Consider the following 18,697-nt stretch of genomic DNA (forward strand, 5'->3'; position numbering starts at 1 on the left):
CGCGCGCCATGGCGTGGTCAGGGGAAGTACTGCCAGACCTGCGTGCCCGCGCCGCCGTAGGGCGGGCCGCCTAGCACGACGAGGGACCCATTGAACTCCACGAGCGAGCTGGCGTGACGGGCCGGCAGTTCCGCCGGCACGGCCACGCGGCTGTAGCGGCGGCAGTCGGGCGCATGGAAGAGGTCATTCGTCACGTTCAGCTGCGTGCCCACCGAGCCGTCCGACACGTAGCACCCGTCGCCGGTGGCCAGCACCGAGAAGTGCGTGCGGCCGCCGAAACCGCCGTCGACGGCCTCGAGCTGCCAGCTGGCGCCGTCCACGCTTGACCACACGTCGGTGAGCTCGGCCGACGTTTCGGCATAGCGCTCGTTCGGCGGGGCGACCTTGAGGCCGCCACCGATCATCCAGATCCGACCGTCATGCACTGCGTTGCCGTGCACCAGGCCCCGGCCCTCCCAAGGGGTCTGCTCCGAGACCTGCGTCCACTGTCGGCCGTCGCGACTCGACCAGACGCTGCGCAGGCCGCGGGCGCTGCAATCGGGCCGTTCGTAGCACCAGTCCACCGGCAGCCAGTCCTGGCCGGCGTACACGACGATGCGACCGCCGACCGAGGCGGCATTGGGCGTGTATCGCCGGCCGAAGGGCGCACCCGAGGCCTCCTGGGTCCACCGGACGCCGTCGGGTGACGACCACACGTCGTCGTAGAGGTCACCGCCGATGACCCACAGTCGCCCCTCGTGAACGAGCCAGGCGGCGGCGTGTCGCGCGGGCCAGGGCGCGTAGCCGAGGAACTCCCACTGCACCAGGTCCACCGTGCGCCAGACTTCGTTCGTCACCGGCCCGTGCAGCCACCCACCCAAAAGGTACAGGGCGCCACCAAGCTGTAGCAGGCCGGCGCCGTCTCGAGGCGCCCAGGTACCCAGATGCTCGATGCGCCGCCACTGCCCGCGTACGACGAGCTGCACCTGACGAGGGCCGAAACCTTCGATGGTCGTCACCGTGGTGTCCACGGCCCCAGGCTGCCGCACGAGGCTGACCGCACCGGGCGCCGGCGGGCCGCCGGTGGCGGAACCGCGGCCGACGGACAGGCGCAGAGCGGTGCCCTCCACGGCGGGCGCGCAACGGGTGGGAATGCGGACATAGGCCACAAGACCGCTGTCCTGTACGTCGCTTTCCGTGCAGCCCTCGACCCGTGCCGCCAGCACCTCGCGCGACGTGTTGGCCTGGGCCTGAGCGAGATCGTTGACGGATTCGGCGTTGCCGCCGCCGCAGGCCTGCAGCAGCAGCGACAGACCTGCCACCAGGAACATGTGGCCCGGCCATCGGCCGGCAGCGGCTTGTGAGCGACTCCCCATCCAGACGATTCTGGAAATGGCGGCTCCGAGCCGACGCCCGCAAAAGAGGGCGAATCGCGTGACAGTTCAGCGATTTGGGCCTGATCTCTGGCCTGTCGTTCCGTTCATGGTGGATCTCGCACCAAGCGCCGCGCGGGCCGCCAAAGTGGGGTTCAGCGCTGCGTGGCGATGATCTGTGCTGCGGCCAGGCCCAGCCGCTCGCGTGTGAACGCCTCGGCCACCTCGCGGCAGCGGCGTTCGATCGCGGCACGCTCGTCAGGGCGGTCGCGCCAGTGCAGCAAGGCCTGCACGATGTCGTCGACGGCGCCTGCCGCGAACTCCAGGCCGCAGCCGTGCCGGGTCAGGAAGTCGCCGGCCTCGCAGGGCGGTGTCACCAGGCTGGGCATGCCAAGGCCCAGGTACTCCCACACCTTGACTGGGAAGGCGTCCTTGGACACGTCGTCGTCCATCCGCAGGCAAAGGCCCACGTGACAACGCTCGACCTCGGCGATCGTCTCCGAGAAGCCGAGCCTGCCAAGGAAGCGCAGGTTGCCCAGCCCGGCCCTGCGCAAAGGCTCCTCCTTGCGGCCGTAGCCGACAACCACCAGGTCGATGCCGTGCGGCTGTACCCGCCGCGCCACTTCCACCAGCGTGTCGACGTCCTGGAAGAAACCGAGCGTGCCGTGGAAGCAGGCGGTGAAGCGTTCGTGCTTGGTCGCCGTGCGTTGGCGCAGCGCTTCGGGAAAACCGTTATAGACGCACTCGACTCGTGCTGTGGGCCCGTCACGGATGACTTCGCGCTTCAGCCCCTGGGTGGCTGCAATGACGACCTTCGCGCCCTCGTACAGATGGCGCGAACGCTGTGCAAAGTAGCGGTAGGGTAGGGAGCCTCGCTTCAGCAGGCCAGCTTCCGCGTAAACCTGCGGATAGATGTCTCGCACGTCAAGCACGTAGGGAATGCCCAATCGTCGGGCACGCGCTGCGATGACCAGAGCTGCCAAATAGCCGGGCGTGGAAATCACCGCCAAGTCGCACGGGCGATCCTCCAGCATGGCCTTGGCAGCCACTCGACCCATGCGAAGCTCACCCAATACTCGCGCAGGCAGCGAGCGGGAATTCTCCACCTCGCCTACCTGAAGCGGTATCACCTCGGCGCCAAGCACGGAGTCGGGCTGCGGCGTTGTGGTGAACACGTGTAGCGACGTCCAGCCATCGCGCGATCGCATCGAGGCCATTCCCGAGGTAAGGGCCTGGCCGCGAAGCGCTCCCGCTCCACCATAGGGAGGCATATGTTGGAAGAAGGCATTCACGCGCATGGTCGTCAGGCTGCTTCTGGGCGCATCGCTGGGGCTCTGCATGCATTGACACCCTGTCGCCCGAGGAACCAGAACAAGATCAGGTCCGGTACGGACAGGTTCCAGAACACGAAGTACTGGGTCATGGAAAAGGCAGCGAAACCGAGTAGCGGGCGCCAGTTGTGGGCGCCTGTCTTGAGGGCGATGTAAGCCAGAAGGAAAGCAGGCACAAACAGGCCATGCGTGGCTAGAAGCATGGCGAAAGAGTTGTGGGCGTGTTGCGGGAGGCCACTTACGGGGTCTTCAATGCGGAAGGTCAGCGAGCCGTTGCCAGACAGCGGATTCGCCTGAACCATCTCCAGTGAACGCTCCCAGAAGTACAGGCGCGATAGCTCGGAGTAACTGAGTTCATCCACCGAACCCCGTGTTGCCTGCAGGATCAGATCCTCCCAGTACTGCACCGCCACCAGTGCGCCGGCTCCGATCACCAGTGCCAGCACCAGTAACCTACTGGCGCGAACGCGCCCAGAGAGCACGTAGAGCAACGAGATGAGCACTGTGCACAGAATCGCGGTGCGGTTAAACGACAGGAACAGTCCGGCGGCGAGCAGGCCTAGCGGCCAGCTTCTAGACTGGAATAGTCCCGGTACCGCCATGACGATGGCAATCGACAGGAACACCTTCTCGGCCAACAGGCTTGAGTTAGCGGACAGGCCGAACACGCGCAAGTCGTAGAGCAGGTCAGAGTCGAGCGACAGATCCTGACCGGCCCGCGCTGCCTGGTCGGCGGTAAGCGCCACAGTGCCAGTTGCGTACTCGAAAGCGCCCACCAGCACCTCCGCGCAGGTCAGCACGACGAATACTTTGAGCGATCGCGGAGAGATCGACGGCGCCAGCGTAGCCGACACCGCGATCAGCAGGACGGCCAGTGCGGAAGCATGGTACTCGAGGTTGAAACGGTCTAGATGCAGCACCAGATTGGCCAACGCTGCGAAAGAGAAGAGCCACACCAGCAGTAAGGGCGCGTCCCTCCAGGACACCCGGGCCCTAAGCGCCAACAATGCCAGGGCGGGCAACAACAGCGCGTTCGACGCGAAGTACAGCGTCGATCCGTACATCAACAAGCCGACTGCGAGATCGAACGCGTTGCCAGTTGGGGCCTCATGGGCCGGGGGGGTCATTGGTAGCGGCGGCGCTTGTGCAGCGCGGCCAGCGGCTGCGCAATCCTCGCATAAGAAGGATAGGCGTCATGACTGACCGGCGGGGCAGCCAGATAGCTCCGCATTTCCTCCATGCTGTAGCCTAGCTTCTTGCATATGTACTCAAAGTCCTGCGCCAGTGCGGCCGGCTCGTACAGGGGCTTGGCAAGTTCGGTCAGTGCCTCATCGCGCGTGATCTCCCCGTTCATGATGAGGTCGGAGAAGTGAATTCGCCGCTTGTCGACGCCGAACTTCACCGGAAGGATGTGCGCCTGGTAGAACTTCGTGAACACCGACTCGTAGTGCTTGCCGCCGTAGTACTGCCAGCCGAGCTCCGACTGGAGCGTGCTGATCGCGTCGCTCTTGCGGTAGGGCATGTAGTTCAGCAGGCTGACCGAACGCGCCCCCTGCACGTAGTGGTTCCACGCCATGCCCCAGATGCTCAGGGTCGGAAAGCGCCGGATCGGCAGCGTGCCGAAGCGGCGATGGATGGCCTTTAGGTTGCGCAGGTCGAACTTAAAATGCTGCCACGCCGCCGGCATGATCGACTCGGTGGCGGCGTTCGTGCCGGACAGGATATGACCGATGCGGTGCTGGCGCGCCAGCCGGTACAGCGCCGCGAAGATCGCGTGATCGGTCACCATCTCGATGTCGATCACGTGCGCACTGAAGAACGACCGCTGGATGTCGCGGAACTCTTCCCAGTCGATGACAAAGGTCTGCAGGTCCAGGCCCAGCCGCGTCACGATCTGCTCGATGTTCTTCACGGCCAGTTCCGAGTTCCAGCCGTTGTCGAAGTGGACCGCCAGCGGCCTGAGGCCCAGCTTGACGGCCTGGTAGGCCACGTAGGAACTGTCGACGCCCCCGCTCAGGCCGATGATGCTGTCGTAGTCGCCTCGACGCGACCTCTTGAGCATGTCGACCACTTCGGCCAGCTTCTGGGGGGCGTCGGGGCGCGAGGCCGGCGTCAGCGCCACCTTCTCGACATGGGTCTTGCAGTAGTTGCATACCCCCTCGGCGTCGAACTCGATGTCCGGCGCGCTCGTGTCCATGACGCAGCGGGTGCAGGTGGTCGGTGAATGGTTCATTCGGTCTTCTGGTCTGCGCGGGAGAACTCGTCGGCGATGGCCCGCTCGTCGGGGTAGGTGATCAGCACAGCCCTGTGCCTGCCCTGGAACACGAACACGCTGCCTGCGGCGGCCGAGGCGGCATGACCGTCGCGGATTGCAGCGACCATGTCCCGCAGCGAGCCCGCGCCGCCGCAGGCGATGACCGGGATGCGCACCGCGCTGCTGACCTCGCGCACGAGGGGGATATCGTAGCCCTGGCCGGTGCCGTCGCGGTCGACGCTGTACACGAGCAGTTCGCCGGCGCCAGCCTGCTCGGCGAGCACCGCGGCCGCCGTAGGGGCCTCCTTGGTGGACACGCTCGCCGAGCGCACGTAGCGCTCCGCGCGCCCGAACAGGCTGCGGCGCACGTCGATGCCGACCACCACGCTCTGGCTGCCGAACACCCTGGCGGCCTGCGACACGAGGTCCATCGTGCCGGTGGCCGCCGAGTTGACGGCCACCTTCTCGATGCCCAGCTTGAAGAGCTTCTCGAACTCGTCCAGGCGCGTCACCCCGCCGCCGTAGCACAGTGGCACGAAGGCCTCGCTGGCGATGTCTGCAATCAGATCGAAGTTGGGGCCACCTCCCCGACGGTGAGCTTCGATGTCCAGAAGGATCAGCTCGTCGACGGCCTTGTCGTTGAAGATGCGAACCGCATTGATCGGGTCACCGACATAGGTCTCGTTCTTGAACTTCACAGTCTTGTACAGACCACGGCCCCTGAGGAGGAGGGTCGGGATAAGTCGGGCGCGGAGCATGGCGTGTCAGGCCGTCGTAGCAGCGAAGTTGCGCAGCAACTGCATGCCGAATCGGTGGCTCTTCTCGGGATGAAACTGGACGCCAACCACATGGTCGCGCACGATGGCAGACGCGAACTCGATGCCATGCACCGTTGTTGCCAGAATAGCCTGGGGCTGCTCGCACTGCATCTGGAATGAGTGGACGAAGTAGAACCGCGGTGGTACTTCGAATCCTCGGAAGAGCGCGCTTTCGCGGGTCGGCCGTGCCAGGTTCCAGCCCATGTGGGGTACCTTGTAGCCGTCACGGTCGAGGGCAGGGAAGCGGCGCGTCGTGGCGTCGATCCATCCGAGACCAGGTTGGTCACCCTCTTCGCTGCCAAGAGTTAGGAGTTGGGCTCCAACGCAGATCCCGAGCAGTGGCGTGCCATCGCGCAGCACTGAGTCTTCTAAGGCTGTGGCGAAGCCGGCAGCTCGCAGGTTGCGGGCGCAGGCGTCGAAGTGGCCGATACCGGGCAACAGTATGTGGCTGGCTCCGGCCAGCTCTTGTGGGGACTCGGCTACGCGTGCAGGCACACCGATGCGCTTCAGCATGTTGACGATCGACCCGAGGTTAGCGGTCTTATAGTCAACGACGGCAATCATGGGTTGCCCTTCATCAAGGAAAGCAGTGTGCCTTCGGCCAGGGAAACCGGCACTTTCGCTGCGGCACGTGCCGATTGGCCGTACGCCGAGTCGAGAACACGCCGGAATGTGTCCCCGTCGGTGGCAAGGGTGGCGAGGCCGGCAGCGATGCTCTCCGAGTTCAACTCGGCACCGTACTCGGACCAGACGATGGACGGTACGCCCAACGCCTCAGCCTCGATCACGGTGCTTGAGCTGTGCGTGGCATGGACATCGCTGTGTCGCAAGAGCACGGGCAACGGAAGCGACGTCGCAGCGTCGATGTCGAAGCAAGCCAGTCCGTGCTCGATGGCAAGGCGGCGAAGCGGCTCGCGGTCGTGCATGGCCATCGGATGCAAGCGGAGCCACCAGGCCACATCAGGGCAGATGCGCCATGCCTGCCGTAGCGGCAAGAGCGCGTCGCCGGTCCCCAGATGGTTCTGCAACGTCACCAGCACGCGGCGGCGGCCGCGGCTGGCTTCCAGCAGGCTGGCAAAGGCACGCTGCGCGTCGTTGGTGAGCTCGAATCGGCCGTTGGCCCAAGCATCGAGAAAAGGGTGGCCGCCGCATGCCGCAAACCGTCGCGGAGTTGCTCGCTGGCCCCAGTCATTGAGCTGAGCAGCGTCCCGTTCGGTCCAGCACCAAAATGCGGTCGGCAACAGGGAAGGCCCAGTCCCCATGTCGGGCCACTGGCTGTAGGCGAGATTAAATCGACCCTGCACGCCATGCTGAACGTCGACGCAGGGGATGGCGGCGCGATTCGCAGCCAGCGTGAAGGCATAGCCGCCGACATCGTAGTAGCCAACCACGAACACGGCACGCACGGACTGTCGACGAAGCGTGCGCTCGATCGGCCGGGCCAAACATTCAATGGCGCGAGCCCGCGCATCGAGGTCGCGTGCCGCCAAGGAAGGCAGTTCCACGCCGCATTGCCGGGCCGCCGCTGCGATCTGGTCCGTCAACGCGTCGTGGCGCCGGTCCGGTCGCAGCATTGCCGCCAAAGTGCCGTATGCCTTGGCGCGCTGCAGGCGTGGTGCCCACCATTGGGTCGAGTGCTGGCTGCGGCGCGGCTCGGGGCTGCCGCGATCAATCACTTGCGAGGGAACACCGAGGGCTTTGCAAAGGGCGGCCAACGGTGTGCAGAATCGCTCTACGTCGAGTTCGTTGATGCGACACCAGGAGATTCCGTCGGATACCAGCCAAACACTGCCCGCCGCCGGTGCAGTCGATGGCATGCGCGCTCGACGCGCTACCGGACCGAGATTGCGCCGAGGTACGGATACTGGCGTTGGTGAAAGCGCGACGATTAGCTTCCGGTACAGCTCAAGGCGGTAGAGCGGCCACCAGTGCACGCCAGCGCTGACCCAGCGGGGGTCCTGCAAGTCCAGGGAGCGCTCAAGCGCCTGGATCTTCTCCCGCATGCCCAGGGCAGATCGAGCCGAAGTCATACCGGCTCCCTTCGCAACGCGGCCAGCCAGGGCATGGGGACAACGCGATGGGCCGTAGCCCATGTGCCCAGCCAATAGCACAGGGAACTGACGAGCACCGAAGCAGCGACGCCCTGCGCGCCCCAGTGCGGCGCGGTCCATGCCATCAGTCCGAGTTGCAGAGCCGAGCAGGCCACCGTGACGCACGACAGCAGGCCGGTGCGTCCGGCGTAGAAGAGGTAGTTGGTGACGAAGTAGTACATGCCCGACAGGGCGGCGGCAGGCGCCAGCCACACGAGCAAGGGAGCCGCCGCTAGGTACTGCGTACCAGCTATCCACGGAACCAACAGCGGCGCAGACACGGCAATCAGCGCCGCAGTGGCGAGAAGACCGGCATACAGCAGGTAGGTAGTGCGAACCACCTGACGCAGGCGTGAGGCATCGCCCGAAGACAATGCCCGGTATAGCCAAGGTACCCACGCTTGGTTGATGGCTGCTGAGCCTACCGTCAGTACAGCTGCCAACTGGAAGGCCGCGAAGTAGAGGCCCGCGACATCGGCGCCCACTGTAGCGTTGAGCACCAGTCGGTCGGCACTGGCCATGCTCGCAGCCGCTAGCGCATGGGGTACCAAAGGCAGACCAAAGGCAAGAAGTTCGCGTAGGGGAGCCGGAGTACCGGTGGCTCGCAGCAAGCCCTGGCGGCGTAGCAGCCAAAGCACGATCAGCGCTCCGCAGCACACCGCAGCCAGCTGCGCCAGGGCGCGGCCCTGCCATCCCATGCCGGCAACCCCAATCAGCGCGAGCGACAGCAAGCCCCAGCCGAGGGAGACGCTGACCTGCACGGTGCCATAGGCGAATGCCTGTTCGCGCGCCTGCAACACAGCCAAACCCAGCGCCAGAATGAACTGAAGGCCGGCGGCGATGCCCACAGTCCATAGCCATGAGCCAGGCACGGCCGTGAGCGGTTCGAGCAGGCTGCCCGAAATGGCCAGTACGACCACAAGAGGCACCAAAGTGATGAGTAGCACTCGAAGTGAGCCAGTCACATAGGGCGGTACCCTGTCGGCGCCGCGCTTGAAGTGCACGACGCTGACGATGCCATGCACGCCAAGTCCAGCAATCACCGCAGCCAAGTTGATCATTGCGAGGTAGCCCCCGGCACGCCCCAACTCCTCGGGGCCAAGCCACCGCGCAAGAAAGGGCAGTGTCAGGAATGGCACTCCCGCGTTCAGCGCGGCTGCCGTGAGATAGATTGCAGACGCGCGCTTCAGCGACATATTGCCGCAGCGGGTTCACGAGTGCTCATCCCGCCCTAACGAAGCGCGCCAACATGCGCAAGCCCGCTGGGCCGCTCTTCTCGGGATGGAACTGGCAGCCCTGCACATTGCCGACTTTCAGTGCGGCGCAAAGGTGGTGACCACCGTAGTCGCACTCCGCAAGTCGGGCGGCGGGGTCGTCGGGCACCACGACATACGAGTGCACCAGGTAGGCGGAGGTGGCCTGGGCCGTGTCCGCCAACACGCTGCCGGTCCAGTCGATACCCGCCGGAGCGCGAAGTTCGGCCCAGGCAATGTGTGGACGCTTGAGCGAGCGACCATCCGTAGACACTGCCGGAATCGGTACGACACGACCAGGCACCAGTGCCAGACCAGCATGCTCGCCGAACTCCTCGCTAACGGAGGCAAGCATCTGCATCCCGAGGCAGATGCCCAGCAAGGGCCGACCGCTACGCGCGAACTCGACTACGGCGGCATCGAGCCCACGGGCGCGCAGCCCGATCATGCCGTCCGCGAAGGCGCCGACACCGGGAAGCACGACCCTTGATGCATGCCGCAAAGCGGCAGCGTCCGTGGCCAGATCTACCTTGGCGCCACAGCTCTCGAGAGCACGACGCACGCTATAGAGGTTGCCAATGCCGTAGTCGACTACGGTGACGTTGGTACTCATGGCTCACGCACCCGGATGTCACTCGACCTTGCCTGCGCGCGTAGGTCGGCCAACGTGCACCGGCCGTAGTGCAGCGCGTCGGCAAAAGCCACCGCATCGGCATGCCCGTCGTGCACCACAGCACGCAGGTGTTCGCGGTCACCGCCGTATCCACCGCTTGCGATCACGGGAACGTCGACGGCATCGGCTATCGCACGGGTCAGCGCCACGTCGAAGCCCTTGCGAGTGCCTTCTTGGTCGATCGACGTCACCAGAACCTCGCCGGCACCCAGGCCGACGCCGCGGCGTGCCCATTCGACAGCGTCCAGACCCGAGGTCTCGCGACCAGAATCGGTATAGACCTCCCACTGTCCCGGACCCTTGCGCTTGGCCTCGATCGACAGCACCATGCACTGCGAGCCGAACCGACGAGCGACTTCGGAAATCAACTCAGGGCGGCGCACGGCAGCCGTGTTGATGGCTACCTTGTCGGCGCCGGCGCGCAGCAGATCGTTCACATCGTCGATGCTGCGGATGCCGCCCCCGACCGTCAGTGGCACGAACACGTCGTGCGCGGCACGGCAAACGATTTCTGTAAGCTTGCTGCGGCCATACAGGCTCGCGACGACGTCGATGTAGATGAGTTCATCAGCGCCTTGCTCGTAGTAGCGGGTCGCGTGCAACTGGGGATCGCCCATCACCCGAAGGCCCTCGAGGTGCACACCCTTGATCAGGTTCGGCCCCTTTACGTCGAGGCGGGCAATCAGACGAACCGGGTGCTGAATCACGAGCCTGCCCACTCGTTATGCCAGACTGCGTGGCGCAGACGCCACTGGCCGTCCACCTGCTCCCAAAGGTGGGGCGACCGGAATCGGTCCACTGTGGCGTGAAACGTTGCCTCATCGATGCCGATGTACTCGAGGAAGTCGGCGAAATACTTGCGCGGGAACTCCTGGTCATAGCGCTTGACCAGTTGCACGCCTTCCTCGCGGGTGATCTTGCCGTTGCGAATCTCTTGCGCCGCATCGTAGGTCGCGCGACCGATGCCAAACTTTGCCAGCGTTGTGTAGTAGTGGAACATGTCGATGCGGTCGTCGATGCTGCTGTACTTTGAGTACGTCCCTTCAGTCCGCTCGCTATTGGCCTGAAATCCGGTGTGCTCCGCAGCGTAGTAGTAGCACTCCTGAGGGTCCCACTTCAGATAAAAGCCAAGGTAGTGCACCTCGACGCCGCGAGACTCAAGGAAGTCTGCGCTCGGGGGCACGTAGGGCGTGAAGTCGTTGAGGGTGAACTCCGTTTCGGCCAGGATGTCGCGCACGGGCTTGCCCCCAAGCACCATGTCAGCCGGATCACCGATAGAGAAGAACTTGCGGTCCATCGTTGGCTTGTAGTTCTCGTTCGGGTCGTTGCCGTACTCGGCCTGGTTCTCCCCGTACATGACAAGCGGAATACCGAACTTGGCGGCGAACAGCGGTCCGATGATTCGCTGGCCGACGATGAAGGGCTGGAACGGGTGCAGCAGGTTGAGAAACGCCTGCCGGGTCAGGTAGCGATGAAGGCGGCCGTTGGGGGTGAACAGGACGTTGTCCATGCCGCCCACATGAATCCAGTTCTCAAAGTTCTTCCAGCCGATATCGGTGTACTTGTGAGGCGCCCACGTGACAGTGAGCGGATTCATGCCGTACTTGTACTTGAGGATGTGCGACGTGAAAGCACTGTCTTTGCCGCCGCTCCCAGGGACGACCACGTCGTAACCGCCGTCGCTGCGGCGATGGCGGGCCAGCAGCTCTGCCAATGCGTCGTTGCGCTTCTGCCAGTCGATCTGGCCAGCCTTGACCTCTTGGTAGCGACAGGCGTCGCATACACCCTCGTCGTCGAAGCCGATCGTGGCCTTCTTCTCGTCACTCGTATGCTTGAACTCGACGGTCGAACTCGGGCGCTGATTGGAGATGACGCAGTGACGGCAGAACATCACGCGCTCGGGAAGACCGTAGTACGTCTTGGACATTTCAGCCTCCAGCCTTCCGACCTACAAATAGGAACTCTGTGGGCGACAACACGCCCAGTCGACACAGCTCGGCATCCATGTCGCGCAGATAACGCGCCATCGCCTCGTTGCGAGCCTCGTCAAAGCGTAGGCCGCCGATGAACTCGTGGAAGAACGCATAGCGCCAGCGGAAGTCGACTTCCGTGAAGCGCGCGTCCAACGCGGGACGCATTTCGGCGTAGCCGGCTTCGTTGTCGTTGACGGACTGCGCTTTCTCGCCTTCCTCGGTCTCGTAACGCATCGCCGAGTAAAGCGACTGGATCTCTTGGTCGCGGGTCGCCGAGTCCTTAGGGATCTCGTACTGGCGGTAGAAGCCACCCGTCGATGACAGCATCACTCGGAGAAGGTGCGCGAAGGTCGCGTTGCCTTGTGTGACTCGGTCGCGCACCGGCTCATGAACCACCACGATTCCGCCGGGCTTGAGAAGTTGCACTACTCGGTCCAAAGTCATGGCTTGATCGGGGAAATGATGCAGCGCGCCGAGAAAGACCACGGCATCAAAGCTGCCGATTAGGAGAGTTGGATCCAGAAAAAAGTCCCCGGCGAGGTACCGCAACGACCCTCGCTGACTGGTGAAGGGGTCCTTCTCGGCAAAGGTTCGCGCTACCGCGATGCAACGTTCGGAGACGTCGATGCCAGTAACGTCGAAGCCGGCGCGCGCCAGCTCCAGAGAGAGATAGCCCGGGCCGCAGCCGACCTCCAGTACCTTCGCTGCGCCGCCGTGCGGTGTCTGGCCCGCAATGGCGTCGCGTATCAACTCAAACTGTTCGCCGAAGTCGAGCTGGACATAGGCCGGACGGCGCCACGGATTGTTGTAGAACCAGTCGCAGGGTTTGCACAGGCGCAAGTCCGGGATGTGACCGTTGGCGATTCGCTCGTCGATCTGATGGTCGAACGCGCGAGCCTCTTGAGCAAGTATGTGGTCGAGATTCATGCGCTTTGTGATGTAGAGAAGGGTGCCTTGAGAGGGCGGTCGACGAAATGCTTCTGAGTGTTGGTGCGCCAGAAGTCGGCCTCGCATAGCACTGCATGGAAGCGCTCCGCGCTGCCGCCGTCCCCGAACAGGGTCGAAGGCCTTCGAGGCATGGTCGAAACACGCTCCAGTGCTTCGGCAATCCGGTCCGCGTCGACGGGAACGTCCAGGACCGTGTCGACACGTACGCGCCGGTGCTGGCGCGAACCGATGTTGAGAGCGGGCACCCCGAAGTGCGGCGCCTCGCGCACTCCGGCACTCGAGTTACCCACCATGAAGTCGGCGTGTCGAAGCAGCGACAGGAAGTACTCGAAGCGCATCGAGGGGTACACCTTGAACTCGGGGCGTGTTGCCAGGCGCCGGTAGGCACGCAGAATGATGTCGGTGCCCGAGTCATTGTTGGGGTACACGACGACAAAGCGACGCCCACTCGCGATGAGTTGGTCAAGCAGCACGTTGACCTGTCGTTCGAGATCGTCGATTTCGCTGGTCACCGGATGGAACGCCAGCACGCCATAACTATGGAAGTCGAACCCGTAGTGCCGCTGGACTTCCTCCAGCGTTGGCAGTCGGGCGGAATTCATCACATCAATGTCGGGAGAGCCCACCACATGGATGCTAGATGCGGCCTCGCCGAGTTGAAGCAGTCGTTGTTGAGCTTCCTGGTTGGCGACGAAGTGCAGGTGAGAGAGCTTGCTTACCGCGTGGCGAATCAGTTCATCGATCGTGCCTGAGACCTCACCGCCTTCGACGTGCGCCGTCAGCACATTGTTGAGCGCTCCTACCGTGGCGCCAGCCAGAGTTTCGACACGGTCGCCATGGACGACGATTAGATCGGGAGCGATCTCGCGCACGTAATCTGCCAGGCCGCCGATAGTCTTGGCCAGCACATGGTCCATGCCGTCCTGCGCATTCTGGTTGATGTACCTGTAAATGTTGCGGAAACCGGCACGCTCGACTTCCTCGCAGGTGTAGCCGTACTTGGCCAGCATGTGCATGCCGGTGACGAAGACATGCACATCGAATTGCGGATCGTCCTGCAGCCTTTGCATCAGCGGCTTGAGCTTGCCGAAGTCCGCGCGCGTGCCCGTCAGGAACACCACACGTCGGCGCGCGATCGTGCTTGTCATGATGCTGCCAGGTGAGCCTTGGTGAGGCGGGTTCCGCGGGTCACCGGTGCGACAACGCGACGGCCAAGCAGTGCTTCGTAGTCAAGTGCTGAGAAGTCTCCGCCGCCCGGTCGCCGCACCCACAGGTTCTCCTCGGTGAGCAGGTCGCCGGGGTGGATGTCGCGCACGGCGACAACCGAGGCAAATGCGAACGCGATAGTCGGTGCTTCGGCATCAACCGGCCCCTTCTCACCTCCCCGAGCCGCGAAGATCATCTTCGATCCCGTGATCAGATCGGTCAATGCGGCCGGATCCATCGAGCAGACAATATCGGGGCCAGGTCGATCCATGCGGTCGGTGAAGTGGCGTTCGAGGATTGAGGCACCCAATGCCACTGCGCCCAGGCAAGTGTGATTGCTGACCGTATGGTCGGACAAGCCGATCACAGCGTCCGGAAACGCTTCGCGCAAATGCTGAAGGCCGCCCAGACGCACCAGTTCCGGCGGTGTCGGATAGACATTCGTGCAGTGCAGCAAAGCGAATGGCACACCTGCGCGACGCAGGATCTCGACCGATGGCCGAACTGACTCGATCGTGTTCATGCCCGTACTGACGATCACCGGCTTGCCCGCGCGCGCCACGTGCTTGATGAGCGGGTAGTTGTTGCACTCTCCAGACCCAATCTTGTAGGCCTGCACCTCCATCCGGGCCAGCCTGTCAGCTGCGGCACGCGAAAACGGCGTCGACAGGAAGATGGCGCCGCGTGACTCGATGTGTTGCATCAAGGCGCGCTCGTCGGCTTCGCCGAGTGCGCAACGCGCCATGATCTCGTAGATCGAGACATCGGCATTGCCTGGGATAACGGACTTTGCCTCGTCGGACATCTCGTCCTCGACTACGTGCGTTTGGTGCTTGACAATCTCCGCACCGGCGTCAATCGCAGCGTCGGCCATCGCAATCGCTGTTTCGAGGCTGCCCTCGTGGTTGATGCCGATCTCCGCGATGACGACCGGAGGATGAGAGTCACCGATCGCGCGCTTTCCGATTTGCAGTTCAGGCATAGGTGCCTCCGATGAGTTGAGCTGCCCGTTGCAGGTCATCTGGTGAGTCGATGTCAACGCTCGAGGACTCGTCCATCACGAAGGGCCACGCTCCGTTGGAAGGGAAACCTGCGCGTTGCCGGAACTCCGAAACCCTGAACCCATAGATTGCACCGTTGGGGACATAGCAGGGCGGCAGATCTTGCCGACGCATATTCGACTGGCGCTCGTCGAACAGGGACAACAGACGCCCCCGATCGTCGAGTCGGAAGGACTTGTAGGGCGACTTCGAGAGCGCCGTTACGCTGACCACGGAATCGGCACCGGCAGTTCCCATGCCCTCCAGAGCTTGCCGTATGTGCGCCGCGGTGCGCAAAGGTGAGGTTGGCTGGAGGTATAGCAGCAGTGGATCCTGGGCAACCATGCCAGGTGACAGCATCGACAGAAAGTGCTCGACCACGCCTATCGCTGAGGCCTCGTCGGTGGCAAGCTCGGGTGGCCTGCGCAGCGACCGCGCGCCGAACTGCTGCGCGACCTGGAGGATCTCGTCATTGTCGGATGACACCCAGGTGGCTTCGATCCCGACAGACTCCTGTGCTGCACGCAACGTGTACTCGATCAAGGGCCGACCCCGCAGGTGGACTATGTTCTTGCGCGCGATGCTCTTGGACCCGCCGCGCGCGGGAACGAGGGCCAGGATCGGGCGAGTGTTCACGCGAAGGACCTGACTGCATCGACCACCGCGTCGATCTGCTCTTCGCGCATCTCCGGAAAGATGGGCAGCGATAGGATGCGTGACTGGTTGTGGTGGGCGTTCGGAAAGTCTGAAGCGGAGTGACGGAGGCGTTGGTACGCTGGCAGGAACGGCAAGGCCACCGGGTAGTTGATGACCGTTTGAATGCCGCGCTGGGCCAGATGAGCGGCTAGTGCGTCACGCCGTTCATGGCGGATCACATAAAGATGGTAGACGTGCTCACGCCCATGAGCGACCTTGGGGATTGTCACGCCGGCGATCTCGGACAGGCGCCTGTTGTACTGCGAGGCGATTTGCTGACGCCGCCGCGTCCAGCCCTCCAACTGCGGCAGCTTTGCCGAAAGCACGGCCGCCTGCAGGCCATCGAGGCGGCTGTTGATGCCCTCGATGCGGTGGTCACCCTTCTTCAGCCCACCGTGGCGGGCGAACATGGCCATGCTTTCGGCCAAGGCTGGATCGTCGGTGGTGAGCGCGCCTGCATCACCCATGGCGCCCAGGTTCTTACCCGGATAGAACGAGTAGGAAGCCGCTGCGCCGAAGGAGCCGACAAGACGCCCCCCTAACCGCGCCAGATGAGCTTGTGCGCAGTCCTCAAGCACCCACAAGCCACGGCGTCTGGCGATTTCCATGATCGCGTCCATGTCGCACGGTTGCCCGTACAGGTGCACTGGGATGATGCCCACGGTGCGGTCAGTTACAAGAGATTCGATCTTGGATGGATCGATCGTAAAGGTGTCTGGATCGGTGTCGCAGAACACCACCTTGGCCCCGGCCTGGGTGATCGTCTCGGTAGTCGAGATCCACGAGTGGGCCGGTGCGATGACCTCGTCGCCGGGCTTGACGCCGAAGGCGTGCATCGCGATGTAGAGCGAGTCGGTGCCGTTGGCGCACGACACGCAATGGGATGCGCCGACCGCCTCGGCGAAGGCCACCTCGAAACGGTCCACATGAGGCCCCCGGATGAATGCGGACGTGCGAATCACCTCTGCAATGGCCGCGTCGATCTGCGGCTTGATTGTTAGGTACTGCGCATGCAGGTCGGCAAAGGGCACGACGGTCATCTCTGGAAAGCCTTTCAGACTTGTGGCGGGGAGGACGGTTCGAGCTTGCGGAGAAGGCGGGCCGGATTGCCGGCATAGATTCCAGGGCGCTCGATGTCGCGAGTAACCACGGCGCCGGCGCCGATGACCACGTCATCACAAACGCGTACCGCCAACACCGTCGCGTTGGAGCCGATCGAAACCCGATTGCCAATCGCGGTGGATTTCCACAGTTCGCGCCGCCCACGGGCAGGTCCGCCAACGGCGAACAGGTCGTTGACGAACATCACACCATGCCCGACGAAGCAGTCCTGGCCGATGGTTACCAACTCGCAGATGAAGGCGTGGGACTGCACTTTGCTGCGCGCGCCGATCCTCACACCCCTTTGGATCTCGACGAAAGGGCCTACAAACACTTCGTCGCCGAGGGAGCACTCGTAGACATTCGACGGCTCGACGATGCGCACGCCTGCTCCGCATTCGACGTCGCGCACACCAGAACTTAGCAGCTTGGGCTCGGCCATCTCTCAGTTCCTGCGCCCCAGGCGGCTGTGTACCGTCTTCAGCGGCAGTGTCACCTCGGAGCCACTAGCCATGGACTCGTAGATGGCAGCGACTAGTTCCAGGCTGCTGCGGCCTTCATGGCCATCCACCAGGGGATCGCAGCGGCCGCGCAGCACTTGAACTACATGGTCGTAGTAGGCCTGGTGCCCGAAGCCGTAAACGTTGGGTGGGTTGACCGAATAGCGCGTCAATACTTCGGCGTCGTCGGGTCGGGCCTCGACAAAGCGCCAATGCCTCACCTCGTTCACGGCAAAGCCCCCAATCTCGACGCTTCCTCCGGACCCCAAAACGGAAAGAGAGCCCTCGAGGTCTTTAGGACGTGTGGCGCCAGTGGCCTCCACGATCCCCACTGCGCCGTTTTGGAACTGCAGTGTTGCTATCGAGGTGTCTTCGGCCTCGATGTCGACCAGTGCACGCACTCCGCGTGCGTGGACGCTTTCAACGGGCCCCATAAACCATTGAAGCATGTCAACGTGGTGGCTGGCTTGGTTGGCGATCACACCACCGTCCATCGCCCATGTGCCGCGCCATGCGTCCTGGTCGTAGTAGCGCTGGTCCCGACACCATCTCACCCGCACGGTACCGAGAACCAGCTTGCCAAACCGGCCCCCGTCGAGTGCCTCTCGCGCTTTGATGACTGGCACGTTGAATCGGTTCTGCTTGACGACAAGAAGATGGCGTTGCGCCTTTCGGGCCGCATCGATCATGCGGTCAGCGTCTTCCAACGTCAGGGCCATTGGCTTTTCGACAATCGCATGCTTGCCGGCATTGAGTACGTCGACGGCATGGGCCGCATGCATGCCGCTTGGCGTGAGCACAGCCACCGCGTCCAGATCGGCTTGTTCCAGCATGTCCTCGAGGCGGGCGTAGGCGGGAACGGCATGACGTTGAGCAAACGCTTGAGCCCTGTCTGTGCGCTCGTCGCACACGGCAGCCAAGCAGGCATCGTCGATCTGTAGCTTTCCCAGCAAGTCGGCGTGCCGCACAGCAATGCGGCCGCAGCCAATGATGCCGATCCGCATGCGCCCCATGCGGCGCACGATGGGTATGTCTGCCATGTCTTCCTCAGTTCTTCTTGTCGGCTCGTCGGAGTACGTGTGAGTCGTCCGCCACTGGCAGTTCGGAACGCAGCTGGCGAATCGTGTGCTGCAGGGCTAGGAACTCCGACTCCTTGCGGGCAAGAAAGGCGCGGGTCAGGTCAAGACGCTTGCGCATGCCTGCGGGGGTCAGGAGGTATCTGTAGGCTATCTTGTTGTTGCTTCGGCGAAAATTGCTGACCTTCAAGACGCCTTTTTCAAGAAGGGCGCGAACCAGATAGTGCGTTTTTCCCAAGCTAAGGCCCAGGGCCCTCGACAGGGCGATGTCCCGGAGTCTGTTGAACGCATGAGCTGAGGTGGCGGCTCCTTCGACCCGCATGCGCGAGCATGCGGGTTGCCTCACAAGCAACCGAAGGAGCCACCAGAGTGAAGTCTCACACGAA

At 63.5% G+C, this 18,697-nt stretch carries 19 protein-coding genes; all 19 read right to left on the reverse strand.

What is annotated here, in order from left to right:
* Positions 1-17: 17 nt before the first annotated feature.
* Positions 18-1,310 carry a Kelch repeat-containing protein gene (locus AC2EAQ_RS14505; protein WP_484645047.1) on the reverse strand — a complete coding sequence of 431 codons (1,293 nt, stop codon included), beginning with the start codon at positions 1,308-1,310 and terminating at the stop codon, positions 18-20.
* A 197-nt stretch (positions 1,311-1,507) separates the two neighbouring features.
* Complete coding sequence (locus tag AC2EAQ_RS14510; RefSeq protein WP_484645048.1) at positions 1,508-2,692, reverse strand: glycosyltransferase family 4 protein; 1,185 nt, start codon at positions 2,690-2,692, stop codon at positions 1,508-1,510.
* Positions 2,656-3,810, reverse strand: coding sequence for an O-antigen ligase family protein (locus tag AC2EAQ_RS14515; protein ID WP_484645049.1), 1,155 nt, complete (start codon positions 3,808-3,810; stop codon positions 2,656-2,658). The genes AC2EAQ_RS14510 and AC2EAQ_RS14515 overlap by 37 nt, the downstream gene beginning before the upstream one ends.
* The gene (locus AC2EAQ_RS14520; protein ID WP_484645050.1) at positions 3,807-4,916 is read right to left on the reverse strand and encodes an N-acetyl sugar amidotransferase; all 1,110 of its coding nucleotides are present in this window, start codon (positions 4,914-4,916) and stop codon (positions 3,807-3,809) included. Before AC2EAQ_RS14520 ends, AC2EAQ_RS14515 begins: the two co-directional genes overlap by 4 nt.
* The gene (locus tag AC2EAQ_RS14525; RefSeq protein WP_484645051.1) at positions 4,913-5,695 is read right to left on the reverse strand and encodes an AglZ/HisF2 family acetamidino modification protein; all 783 of its coding nucleotides are present in this window, start codon (positions 5,693-5,695) and stop codon (positions 4,913-4,915) included. Before AC2EAQ_RS14525 ends, AC2EAQ_RS14520 begins: the two co-directional genes overlap by 4 nt.
* Positions 5,696-5,701: 6 nt before the next feature.
* Complete coding sequence (hisH, locus tag AC2EAQ_RS14530; RefSeq protein ID WP_484645052.1) at positions 5,702-6,319, reverse strand: imidazole glycerol phosphate synthase subunit HisH; 618 nt, start codon at positions 6,317-6,319, stop codon at positions 5,702-5,704.
* Positions 6,316-7,758, reverse strand: coding sequence for a hypothetical protein (locus tag AC2EAQ_RS14535; RefSeq protein ID WP_484645053.1), 1,443 nt, complete (start codon positions 7,756-7,758; stop codon positions 6,316-6,318). Before AC2EAQ_RS14535 ends, hisH (AC2EAQ_RS14530) begins: the two co-directional genes overlap by 4 nt.
* 23 nt (positions 7,759-7,781) lie before the next feature.
* The gene (locus AC2EAQ_RS14540) at positions 7,782-9,041 is read right to left on the reverse strand and encodes an oligosaccharide flippase family protein (RefSeq protein ID WP_484645054.1); all 1,260 of its coding nucleotides are present in this window, start codon (positions 9,039-9,041) and stop codon (positions 7,782-7,784) included.
* 25 nt (positions 9,042-9,066) lie between these two features.
* A complete protein-coding gene (gene hisH / locus AC2EAQ_RS14545; protein ID WP_484645055.1) occupies positions 9,067-9,711 on the reverse strand; it encodes an imidazole glycerol phosphate synthase subunit HisH in 645 nt (214 codons plus the stop codon).
* A complete protein-coding gene (gene hisF / locus AC2EAQ_RS14550) occupies positions 9,708-10,475 on the reverse strand; it encodes an imidazole glycerol phosphate synthase subunit HisF (protein WP_484645074.1) in 768 nt (255 codons plus the stop codon). The genes hisH (AC2EAQ_RS14545) and hisF overlap by 4 nt, the downstream gene beginning before the upstream one ends.
* Positions 10,475-11,698 carry an N-acetyl sugar amidotransferase gene (locus tag AC2EAQ_RS14555; protein ID WP_484645056.1) on the reverse strand — a complete coding sequence of 408 codons (1,224 nt, stop codon included), beginning with the start codon at positions 11,696-11,698 and terminating at the stop codon, positions 10,475-10,477. Before AC2EAQ_RS14555 ends, hisF begins: the two co-directional genes overlap by 1 nt.
* A gap of 1 nt (position 11,699) precedes the next feature.
* Positions 11,700-12,671, reverse strand: coding sequence for a class I SAM-dependent methyltransferase (locus AC2EAQ_RS14560; protein WP_484645057.1), 972 nt, complete (start codon positions 12,669-12,671; stop codon positions 11,700-11,702).
* On the reverse strand, positions 12,668-13,840 hold the full coding sequence (gene neuC / locus AC2EAQ_RS14565) for a UDP-N-acetylglucosamine 2-epimerase (protein WP_484645058.1): 1,173 nt from the start codon (positions 13,838-13,840) through the stop codon (positions 12,668-12,670). The genes AC2EAQ_RS14560 and neuC overlap by 4 nt, the downstream gene beginning before the upstream one ends.
* Positions 13,837-14,880, reverse strand: coding sequence for an N-acetylneuraminate synthase family protein (locus tag AC2EAQ_RS14570; RefSeq protein WP_484645059.1), 1,044 nt, complete (start codon positions 14,878-14,880; stop codon positions 13,837-13,839). Before AC2EAQ_RS14570 ends, neuC begins: the two co-directional genes overlap by 4 nt.
* Positions 14,873-15,574: an acylneuraminate cytidylyltransferase family protein gene (locus tag AC2EAQ_RS14575; protein WP_484645060.1), complete on the reverse strand. Its 702-nt coding sequence runs from the start codon at positions 15,572-15,574 to the stop codon at positions 14,873-14,875. The genes AC2EAQ_RS14570 and AC2EAQ_RS14575 overlap by 8 nt, the downstream gene beginning before the upstream one ends.
* Positions 15,571-16,674 carry a DegT/DnrJ/EryC1/StrS family aminotransferase gene (locus AC2EAQ_RS14580; RefSeq protein WP_484645061.1) on the reverse strand — a complete coding sequence of 368 codons (1,104 nt, stop codon included), beginning with the start codon at positions 16,672-16,674 and terminating at the stop codon, positions 15,571-15,573. Before AC2EAQ_RS14580 ends, AC2EAQ_RS14575 begins: the two co-directional genes overlap by 4 nt.
* Positions 16,675-16,688: 14 nt before the next feature.
* Positions 16,689-17,177: an acyltransferase gene (locus tag AC2EAQ_RS14585; protein ID WP_484645062.1), complete on the reverse strand. Its 489-nt coding sequence runs from the start codon at positions 17,175-17,177 to the stop codon at positions 16,689-16,691.
* 3 nt (positions 17,178-17,180) lie between these two features.
* Positions 17,181-18,275: a Gfo/Idh/MocA family protein gene (locus AC2EAQ_RS14590; RefSeq protein WP_484645063.1), complete on the reverse strand. Its 1,095-nt coding sequence runs from the start codon at positions 18,273-18,275 to the stop codon at positions 17,181-17,183.
* Between the two features lie 7 nt (positions 18,276-18,282).
* Positions 18,283-18,697 (reverse strand): MarR family EPS-associated transcriptional regulator (locus AC2EAQ_RS14595; RefSeq protein ID WP_484645064.1); only part of this gene is annotated, 415 nt, incomplete at its 5' end.

This window comes from Aquabacterium sp. T101 (assembly GCF_057219775.1).